The 24,842-nt window shown below is 61.4% G+C and carries 22 protein-coding genes; 9 read left to right on the top strand and 13 right to left on the bottom strand.

The window, feature by feature from the left end; translation table 11 throughout:
- The first annotated feature begins 100 nt into the window (after positions 1–100).
- The 3 genes from moaA to VWY60_RS10300 are packed head-to-tail and all read left to right on the top strand — an operon-like array spanning position 101 to position 3,510.
- Positions 101–1,108, top strand: coding sequence for a GTP 3',8-cyclase MoaA (gene moaA / locus VWY60_RS10290; RefSeq protein WP_340545099.1), 1,008 nt, complete (start codon positions 101–103; stop codon positions 1,106–1,108).
- A 1-nt stretch (position 1,109) separates the two neighbouring features.
- The gene (locus VWY60_RS10295) at positions 1,110–2,453 is read left to right on the top strand and encodes a 3-deoxy-D-manno-octulosonic acid transferase (RefSeq protein ID WP_416540404.1); all 1,344 of its coding nucleotides are present in this window, start codon (positions 1,110–1,112) and stop codon (positions 2,451–2,453) included.
- A 13-nt stretch (positions 2,454–2,466) separates the two neighbouring features.
- Positions 2,467–3,510 (top strand): glycosyltransferase family 4 protein, encoded by a 1,044-nt coding sequence (locus VWY60_RS10300; RefSeq protein WP_416540405.1) that lies wholly within the window; start codon positions 2,467–2,469, stop codon positions 3,508–3,510.
- Positions 3,511–3,594: 84 nt separating this feature from the next.
- On the opposite strand, the gene VWY60_RS10305 is transcribed toward VWY60_RS10300, so the two are convergent.
- From VWY60_RS10305 to VWY60_RS10325, 5 genes are all read right to left on the bottom strand, one after another.
- Positions 3,595–4,758 (bottom strand): M20 aminoacylase family protein, encoded by a 1,164-nt coding sequence (locus VWY60_RS10305; protein WP_416540406.1) that lies wholly within the window; start codon positions 4,756–4,758, stop codon positions 3,595–3,597.
- 89 nt (positions 4,759–4,847) lie between these two features.
- Positions 4,848–6,011, bottom strand: a complete 1,164-nt coding sequence (locus VWY60_RS10310; RefSeq protein ID WP_416540407.1) for a M20 aminoacylase family protein — start codon at positions 6,009–6,011, stop codon at positions 4,848–4,850.
- A gap of 10 nt (positions 6,012–6,021) precedes the next feature.
- Positions 6,022–7,188 (bottom strand): M20 aminoacylase family protein, encoded by a 1,167-nt coding sequence (locus tag VWY60_RS10315; RefSeq protein WP_340545094.1) that lies wholly within the window; start codon positions 7,186–7,188, stop codon positions 6,022–6,024.
- 241 nt (positions 7,189–7,429) lie between these two features.
- Positions 7,430–8,596 (bottom strand): acetylornithine deacetylase, encoded by a 1,167-nt coding sequence (gene argE, locus VWY60_RS10320; protein WP_416540408.1) that lies wholly within the window; start codon positions 8,594–8,596, stop codon positions 7,430–7,432.
- A gap of 4 nt (positions 8,597–8,600) precedes the next feature.
- Positions 8,601–10,421: an ABC transporter ATP-binding protein gene (locus tag VWY60_RS10325; RefSeq protein WP_340545092.1), complete on the bottom strand. Its 1,821-nt coding sequence runs from the start codon at positions 10,419–10,421 to the stop codon at positions 8,601–8,603.
- 329 nt (positions 10,422–10,750) lie between these two features.
- Here VWY60_RS10325 and VWY60_RS10330 point away from each other — a divergent pair, with 329 nt between their 5' ends.
- The 4 genes from VWY60_RS10330 (at position 10,751) to VWY60_RS10345 (ending at position 15,916) form a co-directional block, all read left to right on the top strand.
- Positions 10,751–12,451 (top strand): peptide ABC transporter substrate-binding protein, encoded by a 1,701-nt coding sequence (locus VWY60_RS10330; RefSeq protein WP_416536791.1) that lies wholly within the window; start codon positions 10,751–10,753, stop codon positions 12,449–12,451.
- Between the two features lie 153 nt (positions 12,452–12,604).
- Entirely contained in the window at positions 12,605–13,612 is a 1,008-nt protein-coding gene (locus VWY60_RS10335; protein ID WP_416536790.1) for an ABC transporter permease, read from the top strand.
- Positions 13,605–14,576 (top strand): ABC transporter permease, encoded by a 972-nt coding sequence (locus VWY60_RS10340; RefSeq protein ID WP_416540409.1) that lies wholly within the window; start codon positions 13,605–13,607, stop codon positions 14,574–14,576. The genes VWY60_RS10335 and VWY60_RS10340 overlap by 8 nt, the downstream gene beginning before the upstream one ends.
- A gap of 266 nt (positions 14,577–14,842) precedes the next feature.
- Complete coding sequence (locus VWY60_RS10345) at positions 14,843–15,916, top strand: YeeE/YedE family protein (protein ID WP_416540410.1); 1,074 nt, start codon at positions 14,843–14,845, stop codon at positions 15,914–15,916.
- Here the strand turns inward: VWY60_RS10345 and VWY60_RS10350 are convergent.
- The 8 genes from VWY60_RS10350 to VWY60_RS10385 form a co-directional block, all read right to left on the bottom strand.
- Entirely contained in the window at positions 15,852–17,132 is a 1,281-nt protein-coding gene (locus VWY60_RS10350) for a DUF3422 family protein (protein WP_340545087.1), read from the bottom strand. The genes VWY60_RS10345 and VWY60_RS10350 overlap by 65 nt on opposite strands.
- Before the next feature lie 131 nt (positions 17,133–17,263).
- Complete coding sequence (locus tag VWY60_RS10355) at positions 17,264–17,635, bottom strand: carboxymuconolactone decarboxylase family protein (RefSeq protein WP_416539221.1); 372 nt, start codon at positions 17,633–17,635, stop codon at positions 17,264–17,266.
- Positions 17,628–17,996 (bottom strand): MerR family transcriptional regulator, encoded by a 369-nt coding sequence (locus VWY60_RS10360; protein ID WP_416540411.1) that lies wholly within the window; start codon positions 17,994–17,996, stop codon positions 17,628–17,630. The genes VWY60_RS10355 and VWY60_RS10360 overlap by 8 nt, the downstream gene beginning before the upstream one ends.
- A 70-nt stretch (positions 17,997–18,066) precedes the next feature.
- Complete coding sequence (locus tag VWY60_RS10365; RefSeq protein ID WP_416536785.1) at positions 18,067–18,441, bottom strand: VOC family protein; 375 nt, start codon at positions 18,439–18,441, stop codon at positions 18,067–18,069.
- 98 nt (positions 18,442–18,539) lie between these two features.
- Positions 18,540–19,973 (bottom strand): NAD(P)(+) transhydrogenase (Re/Si-specific) subunit beta, encoded by a 1,434-nt coding sequence (locus tag VWY60_RS10370; RefSeq protein ID WP_416539218.1) that lies wholly within the window; start codon positions 19,971–19,973, stop codon positions 18,540–18,542.
- A gap of 13 nt (positions 19,974–19,986) precedes the next feature.
- Entirely contained in the window at positions 19,987–21,558 is a 1,572-nt protein-coding gene (locus tag VWY60_RS10375) for a Re/Si-specific NAD(P)(+) transhydrogenase subunit alpha (RefSeq protein ID WP_416540412.1), read from the bottom strand.
- Between the two features lie 137 nt (positions 21,559–21,695).
- A complete protein-coding gene (locus tag VWY60_RS10380) occupies positions 21,696–22,157 on the bottom strand; it encodes a methyltransferase family protein (protein ID WP_340545081.1) in 462 nt (153 codons plus the stop codon).
- 299 nt (positions 22,158–22,456) lie between these two features.
- A complete protein-coding gene (locus VWY60_RS10385) occupies positions 22,457–23,410 on the bottom strand; it encodes an MBL fold metallo-hydrolase (RefSeq protein WP_416540413.1) in 954 nt (317 codons plus the stop codon).
- Between the two features lie 248 nt (positions 23,411–23,658).
- On the opposite strand from VWY60_RS10385, the gene VWY60_RS10390 reads away from it, so the two are divergent.
- Positions 23,659–24,411 carry an SDR family NAD(P)-dependent oxidoreductase gene (locus VWY60_RS10390; RefSeq protein ID WP_416540414.1) on the top strand — a complete coding sequence of 251 codons (753 nt, stop codon included), beginning with the start codon at positions 23,659–23,661 and terminating at the stop codon, positions 24,409–24,411.
- Positions 24,411–24,794, top strand: a complete 384-nt coding sequence (locus VWY60_RS10395) for an MmcQ/YjbR family DNA-binding protein (protein WP_416540415.1) — start codon at positions 24,411–24,413, stop codon at positions 24,792–24,794. Before VWY60_RS10390 ends, VWY60_RS10395 begins: the two co-directional genes overlap by 1 nt.
- Positions 24,795–24,842 lie beyond the last annotated feature (48 nt).

Here is a 24,842-nt window from a genome sequence, read left to right on the forward strand (position 1 = left end):
CGCGACACTAGCTCCGCGCTCACGGCTTTGCCAGCGGCAATCCCGGGTTCGGCCAAACTCAGCCCTTGCCGCAAGCGCCGCCCCGCTTTACCTAAGAAGAATGACAGCGCCACTCATCGATCCCTTCGCCCGCGCCATTACGTATCTGCGCGTTTCGGTCACCGACCGCTGCGATTTTCGCTGCGTCTACTGCATGTCCGAAAACATGACCTTCCTGCCGAAGAAGGATCTTCTGACACTGGAAGAGTTGGATCGCATGTGTTCGACCTTCGTCAATCTTGGTGTTGAGAAACTGCGGATCACCGGTGGTGAGCCACTAGTGCGCCGGGGCATCATGACTTTCTTCCGCGCCATGACCCGGCATCTGGAAAGCGGGGCGTTGAAGGAGCTGACGCTGACCACCAATGGCTCGCAGCTGGAAAAATACGCGCAGGATCTTTATGACGCCGGTGTGCGGCGGGTGAATGTCTCGCTCGATACCATCGACGAGGCCAAATTTGCCGAGATCACCCGCTGGGGCCGCCTGCCCCAGGTTCTGCGCGGGATTGATGCGGCCCAGAAGGCCGGGCTGCGGATCAAGATCAACGCTGTTGCCCTGAAAGGCTTCAACGAGGACGAGCTGCCCGCCATCACCCGCTGGTGCGCCGAGCGCGATATGGATCTGACCTGGATCGAAGTCATGCCGATGGGCGATATCGGCAATGAAAACCGACTGGGTCAATATTGGTCGCTGAAAGACGTGCGCCGCGCCTATGAGGATCACTACAGCGTCACTGATCTGACCGAACGGACCGGCGGACCGGCGCGCTATGTCCGCCTGGAGGAGAGCGGCCAGAAGATCGGATTTATCACGCCGCTGTCGCATAACTTCTGCGAAAGCTGCAACCGGGTACGCCTGACCTGCACCGGTGAGCTATACATGTGCCTGGGGCAGGAAGACATGGCGGACCTGCGCGCGCCGCTACGGGATCACCCCGAGGATGATCAGGCGCTGGAAGCGGCCATACGGGCTGCGATCACGCTCAAACCCAAGGGCCATGATTTCGACTATTCCCGGCAAAAACTGGACGGGCAGATGCCACGCCACATGAGCCATACCGGCGGCTGACATGGCCAGCCGCAGGACCAGCGCGCCGACGCTGCTGTTTCACCTCTACCGTGGCGTCACTTCGCTGCTGGCACCATTCGCGTTTCGCAAGGTGGCGGGCAAGCTCGCCGACCATGGCGTTTCTCCCACACGGCAGCGCGAGCGTCTGGGCTATGCCAGCCAGCCGCGCCCGACCCCACGCGGACCGGACGGCAGGCCTGCGCCTCTGCTTTGGTTGCACGGGGCCTCGGTCGGTGAAAGCCTCGCAGCGCTCAGCCTGATTGACAAACTGGCCCCACGGCTGCCCGGCGCGGAGTTTCTGCTGACCTCCGGCACCGCCAGCTCGGCTGAGATGATGGCCAAGCGTATGCCCGCCAACTGTCGCCACCAGTTCGCCCCGCTGGATGCCACCGCCCCGGTCGATCGGTTCCTGCGCCATTGGCAGCCCGATGCAGCGCTTTTTGTCGAAAGCGAGCTTTGGCCGGTAACGCTCCATGCCGCTGAACAGGCTGCTGTGCGGCTCGCGCTGGTCAATGCCCGCCTCTCGGCCCGGTCTGTGGCGCGGTGGAAATCGAAACCGGCCACCGCGGCGTTTGTGATGCAGAAGTTTGATCTGCTGCTCAGCCAGAACCCGCAGATGGGGGAAAGCCTGATCGAGCTGGGCGCCACACCGGACAAAGTCCATCCCAGCGGCAACCTCAAGGCCGGTTCCGCTCCGCTGCCCGTCGATCAGGCGGCCCTTGATGCGGTCCGCGCAGAGCTTGGCGAGCGCCCGCTCTGGGTGGCCAGCTCCACGCACCGGGGCGAGGAAGAGACGGTGATCGCCGCGCATAAGACGCTGCTGGCCGAGGACCCGGACATCTGCCTGCTGCTGGCCCCCCGCCACCCGGAACGAGCCGAGGACATCATCGCGCTGATCGAGCAGGCAGGCCTCAGCGTTGCGCGCCGTAGCGCCGGTCAGCCGCTGACAGCGGATACCCAGGTCTATCTTGCCGACACATTGGGCGAAGTCGGCACCTGGTATGCGCTGTCGCCCATCGTGTTTCTTGGTGGCTCCCTTGCGCCCATCGGCGGCCATAACCCCTTTGAGGTAGCACAGGCAGGCGCTGCCGTGATCACGGGTCCGGGATACTCCAACTTCGCCGAGACCTATCCGCCGTTGATCAGCGCGGGCGGCGCGGTCGAGGTCAATGATGCCAAGGGGCTAGCAGGTGCCGTAAGCCACTGGATGGTTGATGATGCCGCCCTCAACGCAGCGCGCAACGCGGCGCGGGGCGTGGTCGCGGCACAGGCGGCAGCGCTTGATGGCGTGGTTGATCTGCTGATCGACAATCTGGCGCTGTCGCCCGCCAGCCAGCCCCATTGAACGGGACCCGCAGATGGCCGACCTTCTTGTCACCAATTTCAATCGCAACTTCACCGGCGTTTCGGCAACCGCCGCCAATGTGATCCGTCAGCAGGCGGGCCGCTATGATATGGCGCTCGTCGGACGCGCCCTGCCCGGCTGCCCGGACCCCATCAGCATCGCCGCTGCCCGCGCGGCCTCACGCAGGCATGATCCCGCCAAACACTTTGCCATCTGGCATGTGAGGCGCAACACCGAAATGCGTGCGGCGATCTGGGCACGCGACGTCCTGCGCTTGCCCATCCGCATTGTCTTCACCTCGGCGGCGCAGCGGCGCCACTCGGCCTTTCCGCGCTGGCTGATCTCGCGCATGGACGCTGTGATCGCAACCACCGAGGCCGCAGCGGCCTATGTCCCGCATGTCCGCGCGGTGGTGCCACATGGCGTCGATACAGATCTGTTCACACCGGCGGAAAACCGCAGTTCCGCCTGGGCCGCGCTGGGGTATGGAGGCCAGCAGGGGATTGCCACCATCGGGCGCATTCGCCCCGAGAAGGGCACCGATCTATTCGTGGACGCCATGCTGCGCCTGCTGCCGGATCACCCCGGTCTGGTGGCTCTGGTGGTCGGCCGCGCTGCGCGGGAGCATCAGGGCTTTCTGAAGGGGCTGCAGGCCCGGATTGCGGCGGCTGGCCTTGGCGATCGCATCCTCTTTCCCGGCGAAATTCCGGCTGGCGATCTGCCGCGTGTGATACGGGCGCTGTCCTTGGTGATGCAGCTGCCGCGCTATGAGGGCTATGGCATGGCTCCGCTGGAGGGGCTGGCAAGCGGCGTCCCCTTTGTCGGGTCAGACACAGGCTACTACCGCGCGTTCTCCGCACAGGGAACGGTTGGGACGGTGGTGCCGCTGGAAGCTGCCGAGGCCGCGGCGGCAGCTGCAGATCGCCTGCTGTCGACACCCGATCAGCTGCTGGATTTCGGGCGCGCCGGGCGTGACCTCGCGGTAACGACCTTCAGCGCAAGCGCCGAGGCCGATGGGATTGACGCGGTCTATCAGGACCTCTGGTCCGCAGGCTGATCCAGCTCCCCTTCACCGGCCAGAACGCAAATTGCCTGCCCCGATGGGACAGGCAAGCAGGTCACCGACTGGATGACGGGCTGATCAGGCAGCAGGCATGCGCTGCTCGACGATTTCGGCCCACCAGCTACAGCCCGCCGGGATCGCCTCATCGTTGAAGTTGTACTCCGGGTGGTGCACGGCGGCGGTATCGCCGTTGCCGACCAGAATATAGGCACCGGGGCGCTCTTCCAGCATGAAGGCAAAGTCTTCGCCCCCCATCACCAGCGGCGCGTCATCGCAGCTGCCGGAGATGTCGCGGGCCACTTTGGCTGCAAATTCGGTCTGTTCTTCATGATTGACCATCACCGGGTAGCCGCGGTGATAGGTCACCTCAGCCGTGCCGCCATAGGTCGCTGCCACACCGGCACAGATCTCTTTGATGCGCTTCTCCGCAAGATCCCGCATATCGCCCGACATCGTACGCACGGTGCCTTTGATCTGGACACTCTGCGGGATCACATTGAACGCCTTGGAGGAGGTTTCAAAGGAGGTTACGGACACAACGATCTGATGCACCGGGTCCGCATTGCGCGAGGCGATGGTTTGCAGCGCCAGCACCGCCTGCGCCGTCATCACGGTGGTGTCGATGGTTTCCTGCGGCTTTGCGGCATGGCCACCGCGCCCTTCAAAGGTGATGTCGAACTGGTCCGTCGCTGCAAAGAAAGCACCCGGGCGGATCGCAAAGGATCCAACCGGCCGACCCGGCCAGTTATGCATCCCATAGACCTCCTGGATATTCCAGCGATCCATCATGCCGTCGTCGCACATTTCCTTGCCGCCGCCGCCGCCTTCTTCGGCGGGCTGGAAGATCACCACGACAGTACCGTCGAAATTGCGGGTCTCAGACAGGTATTTGGCCGCCCCCAGCAGCATCGCAGTATGGCCGTCATGGCCACAGGCATGCATCGCGCCATCGGTTTTGGAGGCATAATCCAGACCGGTCCGCTCATGGATCGGCAGCGCGTCCATATCGGCGCGCAGACCGATGACCTTGCCGGAGCTGTCAGACTTGCCCTTGATCACGCCCACAACACCGGTCCGGCCAATGCCGGTGACAATCTCGTCGCAGCCGAATTCTTTTAGCTTCTCAGCGACCAGAGCGCTGGTGCGATGGGTCTCGAACAGGATTTCGGGGTTTTCATGAATGTCACGGCGCCAGGCGGTGACTTCCTCTTGCAGTTCGGCAAAGCGGTTCTTCACAGGCATGATAATATCCTCTTTTTTGCTCAATGCGCCGACCGTCATGGTCTGCGCCGTATTCGGGTAATTGGATCAGGGCGCAGCGCGCCTGCCCGTCAGGGCAGCGGCAGGCGCTGCTCAATCAGGGTGACAAACCAGCTGCATCCGCTGGGAATTGCGTCATCGTTGAAATCATAGGCCGGGTGATGCAGCCCAGCAGAGGGACCATTGCCGACGCGGATCATCGCACCGGGGCGTTCCTCCAGCATAAAGGAGAAGTCCTCGCCCCCCATCGCCAGGGGCACCTCCGCGCAACGACCGGCCACAGCCACCGCAGCCGCATGGGCATATTCGGTTGCGGCAGCGTCATTGATGGTCACCGGCACGCCGTTCACGAACTCCACCTCCGCCGAACCGCCAAAGCTCTGCGCGATACCGGCAGTCACCGCGCGCAGCCGTTCCGGGATTTGCGCCCGAACGTCCGGAGAATGGGTGCGAATGGTGCCCTTTACCTCGGCCCGGTCGGGAATGACGTTATAGGCCTTCGATGACGTTTCTGCCGAGGTGACCGATAGAACTGCCTGCATCACCGGATCGACGTTCCGCGACACGATGGATTGCAGGGCGGTGATCAGCTGACACATCATCACCGTGGTATCGACGGTTTCCTGCGGTTTGGCAGCATGGCCGCCGCGCCCCTGAAGACGGATGATAAACTCGTCGACCGATGCCAGAATGGGGCCGGGCCGCAGCGCGAATTGGCCCAGCTCCAGCCCCGGCGAATTGTGGATGGCATAGACTTCGTCGATGCCGAAACGGTCCATCAGCCCATCCTTGCACATGGCCTCCGCACCGTTGCCGCCCTCTTCTGCGGGCTGAAAGATCACCACCGCCGCACCATCGAAATTGCGCGTCTCCGCCAGATATTTCGCAGCCCCGAGCAACATCGCAGTATGACCGTCATGGCCGCAGGCGTGCATTGCCCCGTCGATCTTCGACGCATGTGGCAGGCCGGTATCCTCCGCCATAGGAAGTGCATCCATATCGGCCCGCAGGCCGATCACGCGGCCCTGCGTGTCGCTGCGCCCCCGGATCACCCCGACAACCCCGGTCCTGCCAACACCGGTCACCACCTCGTCGCAGCCAAAGGCCCGCAGTTTCTCGGCAACCAGCGCGCTGGTGCGGTGCGTCTCATACAGGATTTCGGGGTGCTGGTGGATATCCCGACGCCAGGCGGTGATTTCAGCGTGCATTTCGGCAAAGCGGTTCTTCACGGGCATCGGGTAATCCTCAGGCTGCGGGCAGACGTCGTTCGACCAGTTCGGCAAACCAGCTACATCCGAGCGGAATTGCCTCATCGTCGAAATCATAGGCCGGGTGGTGGCACATGGCGGTGTCGCCATTGCCGAGGAAGATATAGGCGCCCGGACGTTCTTCCAGCATATAGGCGAAATCTTCGGAGGGCATGATCGGGTCGGTGTCATCGCTGACCTTGGCCGCAACAGCGCGCGCGGCCTCAACCGCGTATCCGGTCTCAGCCTCGGTATTTACGGTGACCGGATAGCCCGGCGTCCAGATGACCTCGGCATGGGCGCCATAGGCAGAGGCGATATCCTCCGCAATGCGGCGCACACGGATCTCGGCCTGACCGCGGCACTCCGTTTCCAGCGTCCGCACCGTCCCCTGCAGACGCGCGGTATGGGCAATGACATTAGAGGCGGTACTGTCTGTCTCAAATGTGCCAACGGTCAACACCACACGTTTCAGCGGGTCGATATTACGCGCCACGATAGACTGGAGCGAGACCACGATCTGTGCCGCGACCAGCGTGGTATCAATTGCCTCATGCGGGGTTGCTGCATGGCCGCCGACCCCAGTCACCCTGATCTCGAACTCATCGGAGGAGGCAAGCAGAGGCCCGGACCGGATGGCAAATTCGCCAACAGGGATCCCCGGAGCATTGTGCAAGCCATAGACTTCCTGAATGTTCCAGCGATCCATCATGCCATCGTCACACATCGCCTTTCCCCCGGCGCCGCCTTCTTCGGCGGGCTGGAAGATCAGCACAACCTTGCCGTCGAAATTGCGGGTCTCGGCCAGGTATTTGGCGGTCCCAAGCAGGATAGAGGTATGACCGTCATGGCCACAGGCGTGCATCAGCCCCGGTGTCTGCGACGCATAGTCCAGCCCGGTCGCCTCGGTGATGGGAAGCGCGTCCATATCCGCGCGCAGGCCAATGACCCGGCCAGAGGTGTTCGCCTTGCCCTCGATCACAGCGACAACCCCGGTCCGGCCAATCCCGGTGGTAATGTCTGTGATGCCAAAGCTGCGTAGCTTTTCCTCGACGAAGGCCGCTGTCTTATGCACCTCATAGAGCAGCTCGGGCATCTGATGCAGGTGACGTCGCCAGCCGGTGATTTCGGCGTGCATTTCGGACAGGCGATTCTTGATCGGCATGGGTGTCTCCCTACACTTGATCCGTCGTTCCCCAATCGCACCGCTGGCTGATGCGCACTGAGCCTGCACCTCGGCGATGCGCGTTGAGTCAGGCTGTGCAGACCGGCGACAGCGCTAACGTCCGGGGTCTGCGGCCACTCTCTGCCAGAAAAGTTGCCTTATCAAGTATCGACGTGCAAGCAGATCTCCTTAGGCCGTGATCAGCCCAAACAGCTGCCGCCGACGCGCCGTTGTTCTGGGCTCAGGATGCCAGCCGGTCGACCAGCTGCTGCATGAAGTGGTGGCCCGCGTCGAACTGCGACACCTCGATATATTCATTGGGCTGATGGGCCTGGGCAATGTCACCCGGGCCACAGATCACGGCGGAATAGCCCGCCTCCTGAAACTGTCCGGCCTCGGTGCCATAGCTCACCACATGGGTGCCATTATCCCCGGTGAGAGAGCGCACCAGCGTCTCTGCCTCGCCCTCGACCTCGGGGACCAGCCCCGGAACGTTGAATTTCTTGCTGACGTCGATGCGGGTGTCGGGATGGATCGCCTGCATCTCCGCCTCAACCTCACGCACCCTGGCCAGATAGGCGGCCTCCCAGTCGGCGGCAGATTCGCCCGGCACCACGCGGAAATCCATCACGAAGCGACAGTCCTTTGCGGTGATATTATGCGCGGTTCCGCCGTTGATCATCCCGACATGACAGGTGGTAAAGGGAGGCGTGAACAGCGCTGCAACCTCATCCGGCGCCTTAGCCATATTCTCGGAATTGCGGGCATTGGCCCAGTCGATCAGCCGTGCGCCCTGCATGATGGCGCTGACACCGGTGTGCATGAGCGAGCTGTGCACCTCAAAACCCACCAGATGGGTGCTGTAGCCGATCCCGCCCTTGTGCCCGGTCACCGGTCGCATCACCGAAGGCTCACCAACGATGACACAGGATCCTTTTGGCAGGACCTCCTGCATCGCGACAATCATGGGCGGCGCGCCGGTGCAGCCGACTTCTTCGTCAAAGCTGAGCGCCAGCTGCAAGGGCCGCGCGACGCCGCGATAATGGGCGGCCACCAGCGCCCAGATCGCCAGCGCGTCAAAGCCTTTCATATCGCAGGTGCCGCGCCCGTAATACTTGCCATCCCGCTCGACCACGGTGAAGGGATCGCTGTCCCAGGGCTGGCCTTCGATGGGCACCACATCCGTGTGCCCCGAGAGCACAACAGCCCCCTCGACCTCGGGGCCAACATGGGCAAAGACCGCCGCTTTATGCGGCTGCTCGGGATCGACCCAGCGATGCGTGGTGATGCCGTGGCTTGCCAGATAGCCCTCAACCCAATCCACCAGCGGCAGGTTGGTTTCGCTGCTGACAGTGGGAAAGGAGATCAGCTTGGTCATGATCTCCAGCGGGCTGAGCTGATCTGCCATACCCTTAGTAGCCGCTGTCAGTTGTCAGAACGAAATGCCCCGGTTCCACCTCGATATATTGCGATGGCTCCGGCTCGTAGTTCAGATCATGGATCGGCGATGGGATCGGTTTGAAATTCAGGTCCTTCTCCGATTTGCGCTGATTTGGATCGGCAATCGGCACCGCCTTCATCAAGGCCTGCGTATAGGCGTGCTGCGGGTTCTCAAAGACCCGCGCCCGCGGTCCCAGTTCCACGATACGGCCAAGGTACATCACACCGACCTGATGGCTGACCCGTTCGACCACCGCCATATCGTGACTGATGAACAAGAAGGACAGGCCCAATTCTGATTGCAGTTCCATCATCAGGTTAAGCACCTGCGCCTGCACCGACACATCCAGCGCCGAAACGGCCTCATCCGCGACGATCAGTTTCGGGTTGAGCGCAAGCGCGCGGGCGATGGCAATGCGCTGCCGCTGACCGCCGGACATTTCGTGCGGATAACGGCGCATGAAGCTGCGCGGCAGATGCACCCTGTCGAACAGATTGGCGACGCGGTCCTGCAATTCGGAGCCGGAGGCAAGCCCATAGTTGCGCATCGGCTCCGCCACCTGATCCAGCAGCTGCATCTGCGGATTGAGCGAGGCAAAGGGATCCTGAAAAATCATCTGCATATCAAGGCGCGCCTTGTGCAGCTCCCGCGGGTTCAGACCCAGAATATCGCGCCCTTCAAATTCCACCGACCCGGACAGCGGCTCCACCAGCCGCAGGATCGACCGTCCGGCAGTGGACTTGCCGCAGCCGGATTCCCCGACCAGCGACAGCGTCTGCCCTTTAAACACCTTGAAGGAGACATCCTCCACCGCGTGAACATTGGCTATGGTGCGGCGCAGAACGCCGCCTTTTACCGGGAAGCGGGTCACCAGGTTGCGCACCTCCAGCAGCACCTCGTCGCTGCCCTTGATCGGCTTGATCTCCTGCTGTTCCACACCCATCAGCTTCATCGGCTCCGGGTAGTCCTTGCCGCGCATCTCGCCCAGTTTGGGAACGGCGGCCAGCAGCGCCTTTGTATAGTCGTGCTGCGGGTTCTCGAAGATTTCGGTGACGGTGCCTTCCTCGACCTTGTTGCCGCGATACATGACAACAACGCGATCCGCCATCTGCGCCACGACGGCCATGTCGTGGGTGATGAACATCACCGCAGTGCCGGTCTCGCGCTTCAGTCGGTCCATCAGCGCCAGGATCTCGGCCTGGATGGTCACATCAAGCGCGGTTGTCGGCTCATCCGCGATCAGCAGGCGCGGTTCGCAGGCCATGGCCATGGCAATCACGACCCGCTGGCGCATACCGCCGGACAGTTCGTGTGGATATTGCTTCAGGCGGCGCTCCGGCTCGGGGATCCGCACTTCACGCAGCAGTTCCAGCGCACGGGCCTCGGCCTGTTTCTTGTTGAGGTTCTTGTGGATCCGCAACCCTTCGGTCAGCTGACGGCCGACGGTGAACACCGGGTTGAGCGCGGTCATCGGCTCCTGAAAGATCATTCCGATCTCATTGCCGCGAATCTGTTTCATCAGCGCCTGATCGGTCTTGCCGAGGTCGACCTCCTCGCCGTCGCGACGGTCAAACAGCAGCTGCCCCGAAGTAATGTCGCCGCCGCCGAACTCAACCAGCCGCATCAGCGACAGTGAGGACACCGATTTGCCGGACCCGGATTCGCCAACGATGCAAACGGTTTCGCCGGGATTGATGTCAAAGGAGACATCCTTCACCCCCACAACCGGACCGTCCTTTGTCTGAAACTCCACCCGGAGTCCCTTAATTTGCGCGATTGGTTGATCCAGCACCGTGACGTCCCCTTCGTGTTCTTCTTTTTCGATGGCGTTAACAGAAATGTGTACGCACCTGCGTTGACCCCGTCAAACCCACCTCCTAACCCTGCGCGATTTTTTCTCCGACGGAAGTCTTGCAATTTGGCAGGAGTCTGTATTCGATACCTTCAGTGCAGCCACGCCTGCCTCCGGTTGCAAGCCATGATCGCGGTAACGTGATCGCAGCCAACGCCCGGCAGATAGCGCGTGCTCAAACGCACAGACCGCAGTGATGTGGCAAATCTCCGGGGCGCCAAAGCCCCGGTCATAAAGAAGGCACTTACGTGTCCGACAAGGAGTGAATTATGAAAATCAAGACCCTTTTGCTGGGTGCAATTGCGTCAGCCGCGCTTGCTCCCGCAGCCTTTGCCGAACGGGGATCCGACGGCCAGGTTAACATTATTTATTGGCAAGCGCCCTCGATCCTGAACCCCTTCCTTTCGGGTGGCACCAAGGATGTGGAATCCGCCTCCCTCGTGATCGAGCCGCTGGCCCGCTACGACCCGCAAGGTGAGATGGTTCCCTACCTGGTTGAGGACATTCCCACCGTCGACAATGGCGGCGTGAGCGAAGACCTCACCTCGATCACCTGGAAAATCAAACCCGGCATCCTGTGGTCCGATGGCACGCCCTTCACCGCGAATGACGTGAAATTCACCGCCGAATACTGTATGCACCCCGAGGGCGGCTGCGCGCAGGTGACCAAATTCGAAGGAGTCACCAATGTCGAGGCCGTTGACGATCTGACCGTCAAGGTCACCTTCGACAAGCCGACCCCCTTCCCCTATGGCCCGTTTGTCGGCGGCGAAAGCCCGATCATTCAGGCGGCACAATTTGCCGAATGCCTGGGCGCCAAGGCACCTGAGTGTACCGAAGCGAACTTTGCCCCGATCGGCACCGGCCCGTTTGTCGTGGATGAGTTCAAGCCCAACGACGTGATCACCATGTCGGCCAACAACAACTACCGCGACCCGGCCAAGCCGGCCTTTGCCAAGCTCCTGTTCAAAGGGGGCGGCGACGCAACTGCTGCGGGCCGTGCGGTCATGGAAACCGGTGAATTCGACTACGCCTGGAACCTTCAGCTGGCGCCCGAAGTGGTCGCCCAGATGGAAGCCGGCGGCAAAGGCGTGCCAGTTGCTGGCTTCGGCCCGCTGGTCGAACGCATCATGCTGAACAACACCAACCCCGATCCGGCACTTGGCCCGGATGAGCGTTCGGTGATCCGCCCGCATCCGTTCCTCAGCGATCCTGCGGTCTACAAAGCCATGTCGATGGCCATCGACCGCCCGCTGCTGGTGGAAATCGGCTATGGCAAGGCTGGTAAGGTCACCTGTAACTGGGTGCCGGCACCTGCGGCCTTCAACTCCGACTCGATGACCTGTGACACTCAGGACATCGCAGGCGCAAACGCCATGCTGGACGAAGCAGGCTACAAGGACACCAATGGCGACGGCGTACGGGAAACCCCCGATGGCAAGCCGATGAAGATCCTGTATCAGACCTCGACCAACGCTGTGCGTCAGGACTTCCAGGCGCTGATCAAACAGTGGTGGAGCGAAATCGGCATCGAAACCGAGCTGCGCAACATCAACGCATCCGTCTTCTTCGGTGGTGATCCGGGTTCCCCCGACACCTTCCAGAAGTTCTATGCTGACGTCGAAATGTACGCCAACACCTTCAATGGCACCGATCCGCAGTCCTACCTGGGCAACGGTCTGTGCGACAAGGCACCGCGTCCCGAGACCCAGTGGCAGGGCGAGAACATCTCCCGCTTCTGTGACGAAGAGTTCGACAAGCTGCACGCAGAGCTGGCGCAGACCGCAGGTCTGGAAGCCCGCGCGGAAATCGCCAAGCGCCTGAACGACATCATTGTCGAAAAAGGTGGTATGATTCCGCTGGTGCACCGTGGTCGCCTCTCCGCGCGCTCCAACACCCTTGGCGGTGTGGATCTGAACGTCTGGGACAGCGAACTGTGGAACGCCGCTGACTGGCACCGCACCGAGTAAGCAGCGTCAAACGCCTGCAGAGGCCCCGGTTAACGCGCTGGGGCCTCTTGCCATTCACGTCCGAATGACGTCATTGCGTCGGCCAGAAATGGATCTCAGGCAAAAGACCGCCCAGTTCCACCCCATTCTTCCAATTGCAAAGGCGCCTACTGGATGCTGACCTTTACAATCAGACGCCTTGTCCTGTCGGTACCGACGCTTCTGTTCATCAGCCTGGTGATCTTCCTGCTGCTTGAACTTGCGCCCGGTGACCCGATGGCTCAGGTCCCTCTGACCGTCCCCCCCGAAGTCAAAGAAAAGATGCGCGAAGCGCTTGGCCTTGGCCAACCCGCGCATATCCGATTCTGGAAATGGATCGTGCAGTTCTTCTGGATCGAACCTCAGGTTCTGATCGATTATTATTTTGGCACCAGCTTCTCCGCAGGTGACCTGCGGGTGATCTCCTGGCAGACCCGCTCGCCGGTGATGGATATCGTCGTGCAGCGTATTCCCCAGACCCTGTGGGTCGTGGGCACCGCCTATCTGGTCGCCATCGCCATCGCCCTGCCCATCGGCATCTATTCGGCCTATCGCCAGTATAGCTGGTTCGATCAGGTCGGCACATTTGTGTCGATGGTGGGTTTCTCGGTGCCGCCCTTCTTCTCCGGCGTACTGGTGATTGTGATCTTCTCGGTCCAGCTGGGCTGGTTCCCATCGATCTACGACACCACTCATGTTGTGAACAGCTGGGAGTCTTTTGTTAAGCAGCTGCAACAGATGATCATGCCGGTCATGGTGCTGGCGCTGCAAATCACCGCACAGCTGAGCCGGTTCATGCGGGCCTCGATGCTGGACAACCTCAATCAGGATTACGTCCGCACCGCCCGCGCCAAGGGCCTCAGCGAATATGTGGTCGTCATGGTCCATGTTCTGCGCAACTCGATGATCCCGGTCGTGACCGTGATCGCGCTGGGGATTCCGTCGATCTTCGGTGGCGCCATCATCACCGAACAGGTGTTCAAGGTGAACGGCATCGGCCAGCTGCTGATCGGCGCGATCGAGGCCAACGACCTGCCGATGGTGCAGACGCTGACCTTCATCTTTGCCGTGCTGATCGTGCTGTTCAACCTGATTGCCGACGTGCTCTATGGCATTCTAGACCCGAGGATCCGCTATGACTGATAAGGACCGTCTGGTGCCCGACGAAGGGATTGTGCCCGCCTCGACCGCGCTACCTGCGGCGGGCGTGGTCGAAGAACTGGACCAACCCCCCCGCAGCCAGTGGCTGGATGTGTGGGATCAGTTCAAGTCACACAAGGGCGCCATGCTTGGCGGGGCATTGTTCCTGTTGATCGTACTGGCCGTCTATCTCGGCCCGTTTTTCTGGGACATTGATGCCACCCGCATTGATATCCGTGCCCGCAACCAGAGCCCAAGCTGGGCGCATCCTTTTGGCACGGATCAGCTGGGACGTGACATGCTGGCCCGGATGATGGCAGGCGGCGCGACCTCGGTCTCCGTTGGCCTGACCGCGATGCTGCTGGCGCTGTTCCTCGGCTCATTGGTTGGCGTTCTCGCAGGGTTCTTCAAACGTCTCGACGGACCGCTGATGCGCCTGACCGATCTGTTCCTGGCGCTGCCGCTGTTGCCGCTTCTGCTGGTGATGATGCTGTTGTTCCGCGAGCCGCTCAACGCCGCCTTCGGCCCGGAACAGGGGATCTTTATCCTGATCGTGGCCTCGATCGGCATCACCAGCTGGATGCCCACCGCGCGGATCGTGCGTGGCGATGTGCTGGCGATCAAGGAACGGGAATTCGTTCTTGCGGCCCGCTCCATCGGCACCACCAACAGCAAGCTGATTTCGCGGCACATCCTGCCCAACGTGCTGTCACCGATCATGGTTTCGGCCACACTGGGGATTGCAACCGCGATCATCACCGAATCCGCCCTGTCCTTCCTCGGCCTGGGCTTCCCGCCTGATTTCCCGACATGGGGGCGTCTGCTCTATGATGCGACGGACTATCTCCAGCAATACCCGGAGCGGGTGTTCTGGCCCGGTATGGCGATCTCGCTCACCGTGCTGAGCGTGAACTACCTCGGCGACGGTCTGCGCGACGCTTTGGATCCACGGATCCGCGGGCGCTGACCATACCAGAGATGTGAGGGCAGAACAGCTCAACACATTCAAATAAAAACATATCAACCGGCCACTTCTCCCAGGTGGCCGGTTTGTTTTTGCCCGCAGCGGCAGGGCTGGGACACATAGCCTGCGAAGGACACCTGGCAGAGAACATCATTCTGCCGGATGCCGCGCCAGCTTGGTGCCATAGGGTTGCTCAGATCAGAGAAACCGGCCATTTCGGGAAAATATTCCAAACGCGACGAATCCGCTCGCAGCAATGGAGGCCGCATATGTTCGAGACACTTGGCTTTGAAGACACCACCGCGCGGGCGGTTTCGGTACTGTTTGCACTCTCTGTCGGTGTCCTGTTAGGCGGGCTGGCGCAATTGACCCGCTTCTGTTTCCGCCGCGCTGTTGTCGGCGCGGATCGCCGTCAGGCCGCAGGCGTCTGGACAATGGCGCTGGCCGTTGCTGTTCTGGGCACGCAGGCCGCCGTGGCGCAGGGCTGGATCAGCTTTGCCGAGCACCGCCTGATGGTCGCGGATCTGCCGATTGCTGCGGTGGTACTGGGCGGCCTTATGTTCGGGGTCGGCATGGTGCTGACCCGTGGCTGCGTCTCGCGCCTGATGGTTCTGACCGGCAGCGGCAACCTGCGGGCGCTGGTTGTGATCGTGACCTTTGCAATTGTCGCCCACGCCACGCTCAAAGGCGTGCTGGCACCGCTGCGCAGCTGGATCGGCGGCATCACGGTGCCGATTGGGGATTTCGCCTCTCTCACCGCACTGCCCGGCGGCGCGCTGACGGGCGCCGGGCTGATCGTTGCGGCCGCTCTTGTCATCGCTCTGCGCTCGGGCAATCATCCTCTGATGCTGGCCGGGGGGGCCGCCATCGGCGCGCTGGTGCCGCTGGCCTGGGTCGGCACCGGCTATGTGCTGTATGATGAATTTGACCCCATCGCCATGGAGAGCCTCTCCTTCACCGCGCCTTCGGCGGAAACACTATTCTACACGCTGGCGTCCAGCGCCGTGCCTGCGGGCTTCGGGACCGGGCTGGTGGGCGGTGTGCTGATTGGCGCGCTGGTCGCCGCCCTGCTGAGCGGTCGCTTCCAGTGGCAGAGCTTTGATAGCCCGCGACAGACCGGCCGCTACCTCACTGGGGCGGTGCTGATGGGGATTGGCGGTGTACTGGCTGGCGGCTGCACAGTCGGGGCCGGTCTCGCCGGTATCCCAACCCTCAGCCTAGCGGCTGTTCTGGCACTGCTGTCGATTGGCGCAGGCGGTTTGGCGGCAGACGCCCTGCTCAATGCAGCCGCTTCCGGATCTGCCGCACCGCGAGCCAGACCAGCAGCACAACCGGCAGAGTAAGTGCTGCCGTCATCATCCCCTTGCTGAGGTCCAGCACCGCCGCGAGGGGATAGAGCGCATAAGACGCCAGCGACACAGCGTAATAGCTGATCGCCACCACTGACAGCCCTTCCACCGTATGTTGCAGCCGCAGCGCCATATCGGCGCGGCGGTCCATGCTTTCCAGAAGGGCCTGGTTCTGGGCACTGCGTTCCACATCGACACGGGTTCGCAGCAGCTCCCCGGCGCGACGCGCCCGGTCTGCCAGCGTAGCGAGCCGCCCTTCGGTTGACTTCACCGTGCGCATCGCCGGTTCAAATCGGCGCAGCATGAACTCGGCAAAGGTCTGATACCCTTCAAACCGGGTCTCGCGCAGCAGGGCGATCCGTTGGTTGACCAGCGCATCATAGGCCCCTGTCGCACCAAAGCGGAACGCTGCCTGCGCCGCCATCGCCTCCAGCTCAGCCGAGACCGTGAGCAGCTGCGCAAGGGTCTGTTCCGCCGGCATACGATCCCCGGTCATCTCGGCCATCATCTCGCTCAGATGGGTGTCGAGCGCGCCAATCGTCGGACTCAGCCCGCGCGCCCGCGAAAACCCGAGCATCGACATCGCCCGATAGGTCTCAATCTCGCAAAGGCGCTGCACCACCCGGCCGATCCGCTGGGCGCCGGTTTCCCGGTTCGGGAAAACCGCAAACCGCATATGCCCAGCCGGATCAATGCGGAAATCCCCCGCCACCACGCAGCTGTCGTCCAGCACTCGGGCCACGGCGAGGCTTTCCGGCACGAACCAATCGGTCAGAGCCGCCCGAACGTCAGAGGTTTCGCCACGCGGCAAGACCCGCAGCATGATCGAAGTGATGCGCTGACCCGGAGCCTCCGCCAGCCAGTCCGACGGGAAGACATCAAAATCCGCAGGATCATACGGGCGGGCGCTGATACCGTCGAAATACAGGGTGTAGGACACAAATTCAGTATGCTGTTCCCATTTGAGCGTATGGCGGCCCAGCTGCACCGAATGATGGGTCGCCCCCGGCGTCGGGTGGGCGACACCGTGACGGTCCAAGAGATCGACCAGATGCGCAAGGTCCCGGCTGCGATCCCGATGCACGGCCTCCTGTGGCTGCTTGATCGCCAGGTAGATCACCGTCGAGGGGTTGCTCATCGTCGGGAACGGGCGGGCGTGCAGCTCATTGGCCAGCTGGTAGCGCAGCGGGTGGTCTTGGATCGGCGGCATCTATGGTCTCCCTGAGCAGCAGACCACAGGTTAGCCGAGGTGGAGCAACCTGTAAAGAATTACGTTTTTTCAATACCTTAACTGGATACAACCGTATACAATTATGAGGCAGCCCTCAGCTCTTGCCGACATTATGCCGCCTCGAACACCTCAATCGCCGCATTCAAACCATTGATGGCCGCAGGCATGCCGCCATAGACCGCCATCTGCCAGATGACCTCCAGAATCTCGCCTTCACTTGCCCCTGCGGCGAGGGTGTTGGCGATATTCACCTTGAGCTGCGGCGCGGTCTGACCGCCAAGCGCAGTCAACGCCGCAACCGTACAGAGCTGCCGTGTCCGCAGGTCCAGCCCCGCGCGTGCGTAGTGGCGCCCATAGGCCCATTCCACCAGGCTCTCCGACATTCCGGGCAGATGGGCGTCATAGCGCTCTGCCAGGATATTCTCCAACTCCGGATTCAATTCGGCCAACAGATTGCGGCCCTTGGTCACTGCGTCAGACATCTGAGCTTTCCTTCTCCAGCTCGTGGTAGATCGCAACCTTGCGATCCATCAGGGCAAGCGTGTCATGAAGCTGCTCCAGCTGCTGGCGGATCACCTCGCGGTGGGCCTCCAGCATTGCGCGGCGTTCGGCCAGGGTTTCGCGCCCCCGCGCCCGCAACCGGGCATAGCGGACCCGATCCGCCTGTTTCATTCCGGTGGCGTTCAGCTGCCCCAGAAAGCGGATCCAGCCGAGGATTTCGCGATCATAAACCCGCCGCCCGGCGGCATCCCGCGCCGGCGGATCAATCAACCCGATCTTCTCGTAAAAGCGCAGGGTATCCACGCTCAGCCCCGTGGCCATCGCCACCTCTGAAATCTTCATGCACATCTCTCTTGCTGCCCACCCCTCATGGGTGAGTCGGGACACCCTAGCGGTTGGAGTACACTCCAGCTCAAGCGGTATCTGCGGCGCGTCCGATCGGCTGCCAGAGTTCTATCGGATTGCCCTCCGGGTCATGCAACCGCGCGAAATAGCCAATCTCGCCGTCCCACTCCGGCCGGGTCTCAACAGCGATACCGGCGGCAGTGAGCTGGGCGATCATCGCGGCCAGATCCGTCACCCGGAAATTGATCATCCACTGTTTGCTGGTATCTCCGAAATAATCGGTATCCTCGGCAAATGGAGCAAAGACGGTATAGCCGCCGCCCTGCATCCAGGGGGTTCCGCCGACGGGGTCAATCCCCAGATGGTCATTGTACCACCGGCTCAGCGCTTCGGGGTCTTTGGCGCGGAAAAACACGCCACCTATGCCTTGGGCCTTTTCCATATCATCCTCCTCGGCTGGCGAATGATACCACAGGATCACGAAAAAAGAGCGCCCCGGCAGGAGCGCTCTTTCGGTATGTGCAGCGATACGCCGAACAATCAGCTGATCATGGTCAGCAGTTTATCCAGGCTGGCCTTGGCATCGCCATAGAACATGCGGGTATTCTCCTTGAAGAACAGCGGGTTCTCGATGCCCGAGTAGCCCGTACCCTGCCCGCGCTTGGAGACGAACACCTGTTTCGCCTTCCAGCATTCCAGCACCGGCATACCGGCGATGGGCGAGTTCGGGTCTTCCTGTGCCGCTGGGTTCACAATGTCGTTGGAGCCAATGACGATCGCCACATCCGTGTCCGGGAAGTCCTCGTTGATCTCGTCCATTTCCAGCACGATATCGTAGGGCACTTTCGCCTCGGCGAGGAGCACGTTCATATGGCCCGGCAAACGACCTGCAACCGGATGGATCGCAAAGCGGACGTTCTTGCCCTTGGCACGCAGACGGCGGGTCAGCTCAGCCACATTCTGCTGGGCCTGCGCCACTGCCATACCGTAGCCGGGGATGATGACGACACTGTCGGCCTCATCCAGGGCAGCGGCCACACCATCGGCATCAATCGCGATCTGCTCGCCGTCGATTTCCATCGCCGGACCAGCCGTGCCGCCAAAGCCGCCCAGAATCACCGAGATGAAGGACCGGTTCATCGCCTTACACATGATGTAGCTGAGGATCGCACCGGAGGAGCCCACAAGCGCACCAACCACGATCAACAGATCGTTGCCGAGCGAAAAGCCAATCGCCGCCGCGGCCCAGCCGGAGTAGCTGTTCAGCATAGAGACAACCACGGGCATATCCGCGCCGCCGATTCCCATGATCAGGTGGTAGCCGATGAACAGCGCTGCCAGGGTCATCAGGAACAGCGGGAAGAAACCGCCAGTGTTAAAATACCAGATCAGACAGATCAGCGAGAGACCCGCAGCACCGGCGTTCAGCATATGGCCGCCGGGCAGCTTGGTCGCCGCCGAGGACACTTTGCCTGCCAGCTTGCCGTAGGCAATCACCGACCCGGTGAAGGTCACGGCACCGATGAAGACACCGAGGAAGAGTTCCACCCGCAGGATCGCGATCTCGACACCGTCTTTCTTGGCCAGAAGCGCACCAAAGCCTTCGAGCGCCTTTTTCGCAGTATCATCCATCGCCAGAACGCGGCCCAGCTCGATATGGGCGATGAAGCCCACGAACACCGCAGCCAGACCCACCAGCGAGTGCATCGCCGCCACCAGCTGCGGCATTTCGGTCATCTGCACGCGTTTGGCGACGTAGTAGCCGATGATACCGCCTGCGGCGATCAGGACGATCGACAACAGCCAAAGACCGGCACCGGGACCAATCAGGGTTGCCAGAACCGCCAGCGCCATACCCGCAATGCCGTACCAGACCGCGCGTTTCGCACTTTCCTGACCGCTCAGGCCGCCCAGCGACAAGATGAAGAGAACAGCCGCAACCACATAGGCGGCAGTTGTAAAGCCAAAGTCCATACTCCCGGCCTCCTTAAGATTTCTGGAACATGGCAAGCATGCGCCGCGTGACGAGGAACCCGCCGAAGATATTGATCCCGGCCATGAACACCGACAGCGCCGCAAGGAAGATCACCAGGAACGACCCGGATCCGATCTGCATCAACGCGCCAAGGATGATGATCGAGGAAATCGCATTGGTGACAGCCATCAGCGGCGTATGCAGCGAATGGGCAACGCCCCAGATCACCTGGAAGCCCACGAAACAGGCCAGTGCAAACACGATGAAATGCTGCATGAAGCTCGCGGGGGCAAACAGCCCCACAAACAGCACCAAGGCACCGCCCACAGCCAGCAGGGTGACCTGGTTCTTGGTCTGCTGCTTGAAGGCTTCGACCTCCTGCGCCCGCTTCTCTTCGGGCGTCAGTTCCCTCACCTCTTTCTTCGGCTGGGCCGCGATGGCCTGCACCTTGGGCGGTGGCGGCGGGAAGGTGATTTCCTTCTCAAAGGTCACCGTGGCGCCGCGGATTACGTCGTCTTCCATGTTGTGATTGATCTGACCGTCCTTCTCGGGCGTCAGGTCAGTCATCATATGGCGGATGTTGGTGGCATAAAGCGTCGAGGCCTGCGCGGCCATCCGGCTCGGGAAATCGGTATAGCCGATGATGGTCACGCCATTCTCGGTTACCACTTTCTCGTCCATCACCGTGCCTTCGACGTTGCCGCCCTTTTCGGCTGCAAGGTCAACGATCACCGAACCCGGCTTCATCGCGGCGACCATATCCTCAAGCCACAGCTTGGGAGCCTCGCGGTTGGGGATCAGCGCGGTGGTGATGACGATATCGACATCGGGAGCCAGTTCGCGGAACTTCGCGAGCTGCGCTTCACGGAACTCCGGGCTGGAGACCGCAGCATAGCCGCCGGTTGCCGCGCCATCCTGCTGGTCTTCCTCGAAATCCAGATAGACGAATTCGGCCCCCATGCTTTCGACCTGCTCCGCCACTTCGGGGCGCACGTCAAAGGCGTAGGTCACCGCACCCAGGCTGGTAGAGGCGCCAATCGCCGCAAGGCCTGCAACCCCTGCACCAACCACCAGAACCTTGGCCGGAGGAACCTTGCCCGCAGCTGTGATCTGACCGGTGAAGAACCGGCCAAAGTTATTCCCGGCCTCAATGACGGCGCGGTAACCTGCGATATTGGCCATCGACGACAGCGCGTCCATTTTCTGGGCACGGCTGATACGTGGCACCATTTCCATGGCGATCACATTGGCGCCCTTGGATTTGGCGAGTTCCAGACCTTCGCTATTGCCGCCGGGATTGAAGAAGGAGATCAGCGTCTTGCCCGCTGTCATCCGCTTCAGCTCCGCTTCGGTGGGCTGACGCACCTTGGCAACGATATCGCAGGCTTTCCACAATGCGGCCGGTGTCTTGATGATCTCGACGCCGACAGCCTCGTAGGTGGCGTCAGAAAAACCTGCCGCTGCCCCGGCACCGCTTTCAATCGCGCAGTCGTACCCCAGCTTTTGCAGTTGAACCGCGGAGTCCGGGGTCATCGCAACCCGCGCCTCGCCGTCAAACACTTCTTTTGGTGTGCCTATTTTCACCTTGTCGGTCCCCCTCTTTGTGTCCGCATCAGACTGACTGAGCACGGATCGCAAATATTTTGACTACATTGCGCAATATTTTTGCGCAACAGTTTCGCTGCGTCGCCGCAACACTTTGCTGCGGTGCCGCAAATCCGTCACAGCCATCGTCCTGTGTCTTTTTCGTAGCGCCCCCACTGCGCCCTGAACTGCCGCCGCAACCGGTTTTCCTCGGGCAGGATGAAACGGCGTTCCAACACCCAGACAAAGACCGGCAGCAGTATCAGCGACAGCACCGCGTCAAACCGCAGGATCAGTCCGAGCAGCAGCAGGCAATCACCTAGGTAGATCGGATTGCGGCTGCGTTTGAAAATACCCGATTGAACCAGCTGGCTTGGCTGCCCGTGTGGATGCAGCGTCGTCCTATGACGCCGCATTTCCATCACCGCGAGCAGCATCAGAATGACTCCCGCTCCGATCAAGAGGCCGCTGACCAGCCCGACGACGGCGCCGATCACGCCATGCGACAATTCGAGCCCCATAGGCAGGAAACGTGCCTGACACCAGGCCAGCACTGCAAACCCCAGCAACCACACAGGAGGCACGTCAATCCATTTCATTGCAGACGGCACTCCAGGTGATCCTTGTCGGTCTTGATGCGCATCAGCGGCAGTTTTCCCTCATGTGGCCAGAACGTCCAGCCTTCGGAGATGACTTCCGAAGGATAAGGACAGATTGCCCAAAATGGTCGTGAAACGGCGAATCCGTTCCGTTTGCGGCATGATCCTGCATATATTGTTGCGAATGACCACGTATACTTTTGCATGCCTGCCGCAACTGATCGGCATGCTGAGTTCTGCTACCGCTCACAGTTCTTGTCGCAAGGATCACGATGGGCGCAGATCACCGGGTGGGCGCGCTATTCCCACTCCATCTCCTCATAGACACGCCCGGCATTCTTGGTCGCCAGTTCCTCAAAAGTATCGAGCTGCTGCCAGCGGGCCTGATCCACGTAATAGGCCGAGGCCAGATCGCCGCCCTCCTCGATATGGGCGCCAATCTTGCTGCGCAGATCGAGCAGATACTCCAGCGTGTAGCGCCGGACCTGATCCAGGTTGGTCGGATGACCATGGCCGGGGATCACATAGGTGGGCGCCAGCGGTTCCAGCTTGTCCTGCCAGGTCTCGATCCAGCAGCTGGTGCAGGTATGTTCAAAAATCGGCAACATCCGCTCGTGAAAGGCAATATCGCCTGCGATCAGCATCCCCCACTGCGGAATCCAGACCTGCGTGTCACCCGGATCATGGGCTGGACCAAGATGCAGGACCTGAAAGTCGACCCCGCCAAGCGACAGATCGTAACGATCTTCAAAACTCAGGTTCGCAGGCTCCACCCGCGTGTCCCCGGCCCTGTCCTTATTGTAGCCTTGCATCCCCTGAAGGATAAAATGACCGTTCTGCGTCACCTCGGCCGTGGCATCTACATGCGCCAGAACGTCAACGCCCCGATCGCGCCAATAGCCGTTGCCCAGCATCGCATGGCCCTGCCCGTTTTCATTGATCACCAGAACCACCGGCTGATCGGTCACCGCCTTGATCTCGGCATGGAGCGCGGCAGCCAGCGCATCAGACGCCCCCGCATTGATCACCACAACACCCGCCTCGGTCACAACGAAGCTCAGGTTATTGTTATGGCCGGCATTTTCATAGGTTGGCGGCGCGGTGGCTCCAATGGCCGAAAACACATGCGGGATCACCTCCACCGGCTTTGAGTAAAGCTCGGACTGCGGGTATTGATCCGCGATATCTTCGCTGGCCAGCCCGCATAGAGGCAACATCAGCGCGGTTGCCACGCCACAGACAAGAGCTTTCATGGGATCCTCCGTCAGCCTTGGTGGCGGTTCGTCGCCACATGCCGTGACATTCACACATTGGAATATTTCTGTAAACCGTTTCTCCGAGACCCGCCGCCACAAGCGTTGTGCCCGTGCCGGTTGATAAAGTGACGGAACGGAGATCTTGCCAGCCTCCCTGCGGCGGTTAGGCTCATATGAAGATCCGGGTTGCATGTGGGGATCACCCGCATGGCCCCAACAGTTACGAACAACAGCGGAGCAACACCATGACACTCAAGGGAAAACACGCATTGATCACCGGCGGTGGCACCGGCATTGGTCTGGCGATGGCCAAGGCGCTGGCCGCCGAGGGGGCTGCGGTGACGATCACCGGCCGTCGGCAGGAGGTGCTGGAGGAGGTCGCAACCGACGGGCTGCATCCGCTCGCCATGGATGTGCGCGACGAACAGGACGTGATCGCAAAAATTGACGCCGCCACCGCAGCTCGCGGTCCGGTGCAGATCTGCGTCCCCAATGCAGGCATCGCCGAGGGCAAGGCCCTGCACAAGATGTCGATGGACTTCTGGCGCAACATGATGGCAACCAACCTCGACGGCGCTTTTCTGACGATCCGCGAATCTATGAAATCCATGCGCCAGACCGACTGGGGCCGTGTCATCACCGTATCCTCCATCGCAGGCCTGCGCGGGCTGCAGGGCGCGCCCTGCTATTCGGCCAGCAAACACGGGCTGATCGGCCTGACCCGATCGCTGAGCGAGGATTATCTGGGCACGCCCTATACCTTCAACGCGCTCTGCCCGGGCTATGTCGATACGCCGATCATCGACCGCAACGTCACCTCGATCTCTCAGCGCGCCGGAGTGAGCGAAGAACAGGCGCTGAAGATCATGGTCTCTGCGAACCGGCACAAGCGGCTGATCCAACCGGATGAGGTTGCCGCCGCGCTGCTGTGGCTCTGTGGTCCCGGCTCTCAGTCTATCAACGGGCAAACCATCGAAATCGCAGGTGGGCAGACCTGATGACCCGCGAGGAGTTCAACGCCTTCTGCGCCAGCTTCCCCGCTACATCGCATGTCGTCCAATGGGGCGATGCCGATGTGTGGAAGGCAGGAGGCAAGGTCTTTGCCATCTGCGGCTGGGCCGAGGGCAAGGACGCCTTTACCTTCAAGACGGGCGAGATCGCCTTTGAGGTTTTGCAGGAGCGACCGGGCGTCCGCCCGGCGCCCTATCTGGCCTCGCGCGGAATGAAGTGGCTGCAACATTTCAAAGATCCCGGCCTGACCGATGCCGAGCTGAAAGAGCAGATCAGCCTGTCGTACAGTCTGGTGACCGCCGGTCTGTCGAAACGAAAACGAACTGAACTGGGCATTCCGGAACCGCAGCTGGATCCCACCAGCCGCTAATCTCTGGACAGGACAGATCCGATGCGGTAGCACTCGAGAAGCTTTAAG

The organism is Phaeobacter sp. JH20_26, from assembly GCF_048056275.1.
In the GTDB taxonomy this organism is placed as follows: domain Bacteria; phylum Pseudomonadota; class Alphaproteobacteria; order Rhodobacterales; family Rhodobacteraceae; genus Phaeobacter; species Phaeobacter bryozoorum.

What these genes read in the sequence shown, in the direction of transcription:
- VWY60_RS10390 (WP_416540414.1), top strand. Translation starts at nt 23,659, where the DNA reads ATGACACTCAAGGGAAAACACGCATTGATCACCGGCGGTGGCACCGGC.
- VWY60_RS10360 (WP_416540411.1), bottom strand. Translation starts at nt 17,996, where the DNA reads ATGAAGATTTCAGAGGTGGCGATGGCCACGGGGCTGAGCGTGGATACC.
- VWY60_RS10370 (WP_416539218.1), bottom strand. Translation starts at nt 19,973, where the DNA reads ATGGACTTTGGCTTTACAACTGCCGCCTATGTGGTTGCGGCTGTTCTC.
- VWY60_RS10395 (WP_416540415.1), top strand. Translation starts at nt 24,411, where the DNA reads ATGACCCGCGAGGAGTTCAACGCCTTCTGCGCCAGCTTCCCCGCTACA.
- VWY60_RS10295 (WP_416540404.1), top strand. Translation starts at nt 1,110, where the DNA reads ATGGCCAGCCGCAGGACCAGCGCGCCGACGCTGCTGTTTCACCTCTAC.
- VWY60_RS10345 (WP_416540410.1), top strand. Translation starts at nt 14,843, where the DNA reads ATGTTCGAGACACTTGGCTTTGAAGACACCACCGCGCGGGCGGTTTCG.
- VWY60_RS10330 (WP_416536791.1), top strand. Translation starts at nt 10,751, where the DNA reads ATGAAAATCAAGACCCTTTTGCTGGGTGCAATTGCGTCAGCCGCGCTT.
- VWY60_RS10315 (WP_340545094.1), bottom strand. Translation starts at nt 7,188, where the DNA reads ATGCCGATCAAGAATCGCCTGTCCGAAATGCACGCCGAAATCACCGGC.
- VWY60_RS10385 (WP_416540413.1), bottom strand. Translation starts at nt 23,410, where the DNA reads ATGAAAGCTCTTGTCTGTGGCGTGGCAACCGCGCTGATGTTGCCTCTA.
- VWY60_RS10300 (WP_416540405.1), top strand. Translation starts at nt 2,467, where the DNA reads ATGGCCGACCTTCTTGTCACCAATTTCAATCGCAACTTCACCGGCGTT.
- argE (WP_416540408.1), bottom strand. Translation starts at nt 8,596, where the DNA reads ATGGCAGATCAGCTCAGCCCGCTGGAGATCATGACCAAGCTGATCTCC.
- VWY60_RS10305 (WP_416540406.1), bottom strand. Translation starts at nt 4,758, where the DNA reads ATGCCTGTGAAGAACCGCTTTGCCGAACTGCAAGAGGAAGTCACCGCC.
- VWY60_RS10355 (WP_416539221.1), bottom strand. Translation starts at nt 17,635, where the DNA reads ATGTCTGACGCAGTGACCAAGGGCCGCAATCTGTTGGCCGAATTGAAT.
- VWY60_RS10380 (WP_340545081.1), bottom strand. Translation starts at nt 22,157, where the DNA reads ATGAAATGGATTGACGTGCCTCCTGTGTGGTTGCTGGGGTTTGCAGTG.
- VWY60_RS10350 (WP_340545087.1), bottom strand. Translation starts at nt 17,132, where the DNA reads ATGCCGCCGATCCAAGACCACCCGCTGCGCTACCAGCTGGCCAATGAG.
- moaA (WP_340545099.1), top strand. Translation starts at nt 101, where the DNA reads ATGACAGCGCCACTCATCGATCCCTTCGCCCGCGCCATTACGTATCTG.
- VWY60_RS10365 (WP_416536785.1), bottom strand. Translation starts at nt 18,441, where the DNA reads ATGGAAAAGGCCCAAGGCATAGGTGGCGTGTTTTTCCGCGCCAAAGAC.
- VWY60_RS10335 (WP_416536790.1), top strand. Translation starts at nt 12,605, where the DNA reads ATGCTGACCTTTACAATCAGACGCCTTGTCCTGTCGGTACCGACGCTT.
- VWY60_RS10310 (WP_416540407.1), bottom strand. Translation starts at nt 6,011, where the DNA reads ATGCCCGTGAAGAACCGCTTTGCCGAAATGCACGCTGAAATCACCGCC.
- VWY60_RS10340 (WP_416540409.1), top strand. Translation starts at nt 13,605, where the DNA reads ATGACTGATAAGGACCGTCTGGTGCCCGACGAAGGGATTGTGCCCGCC.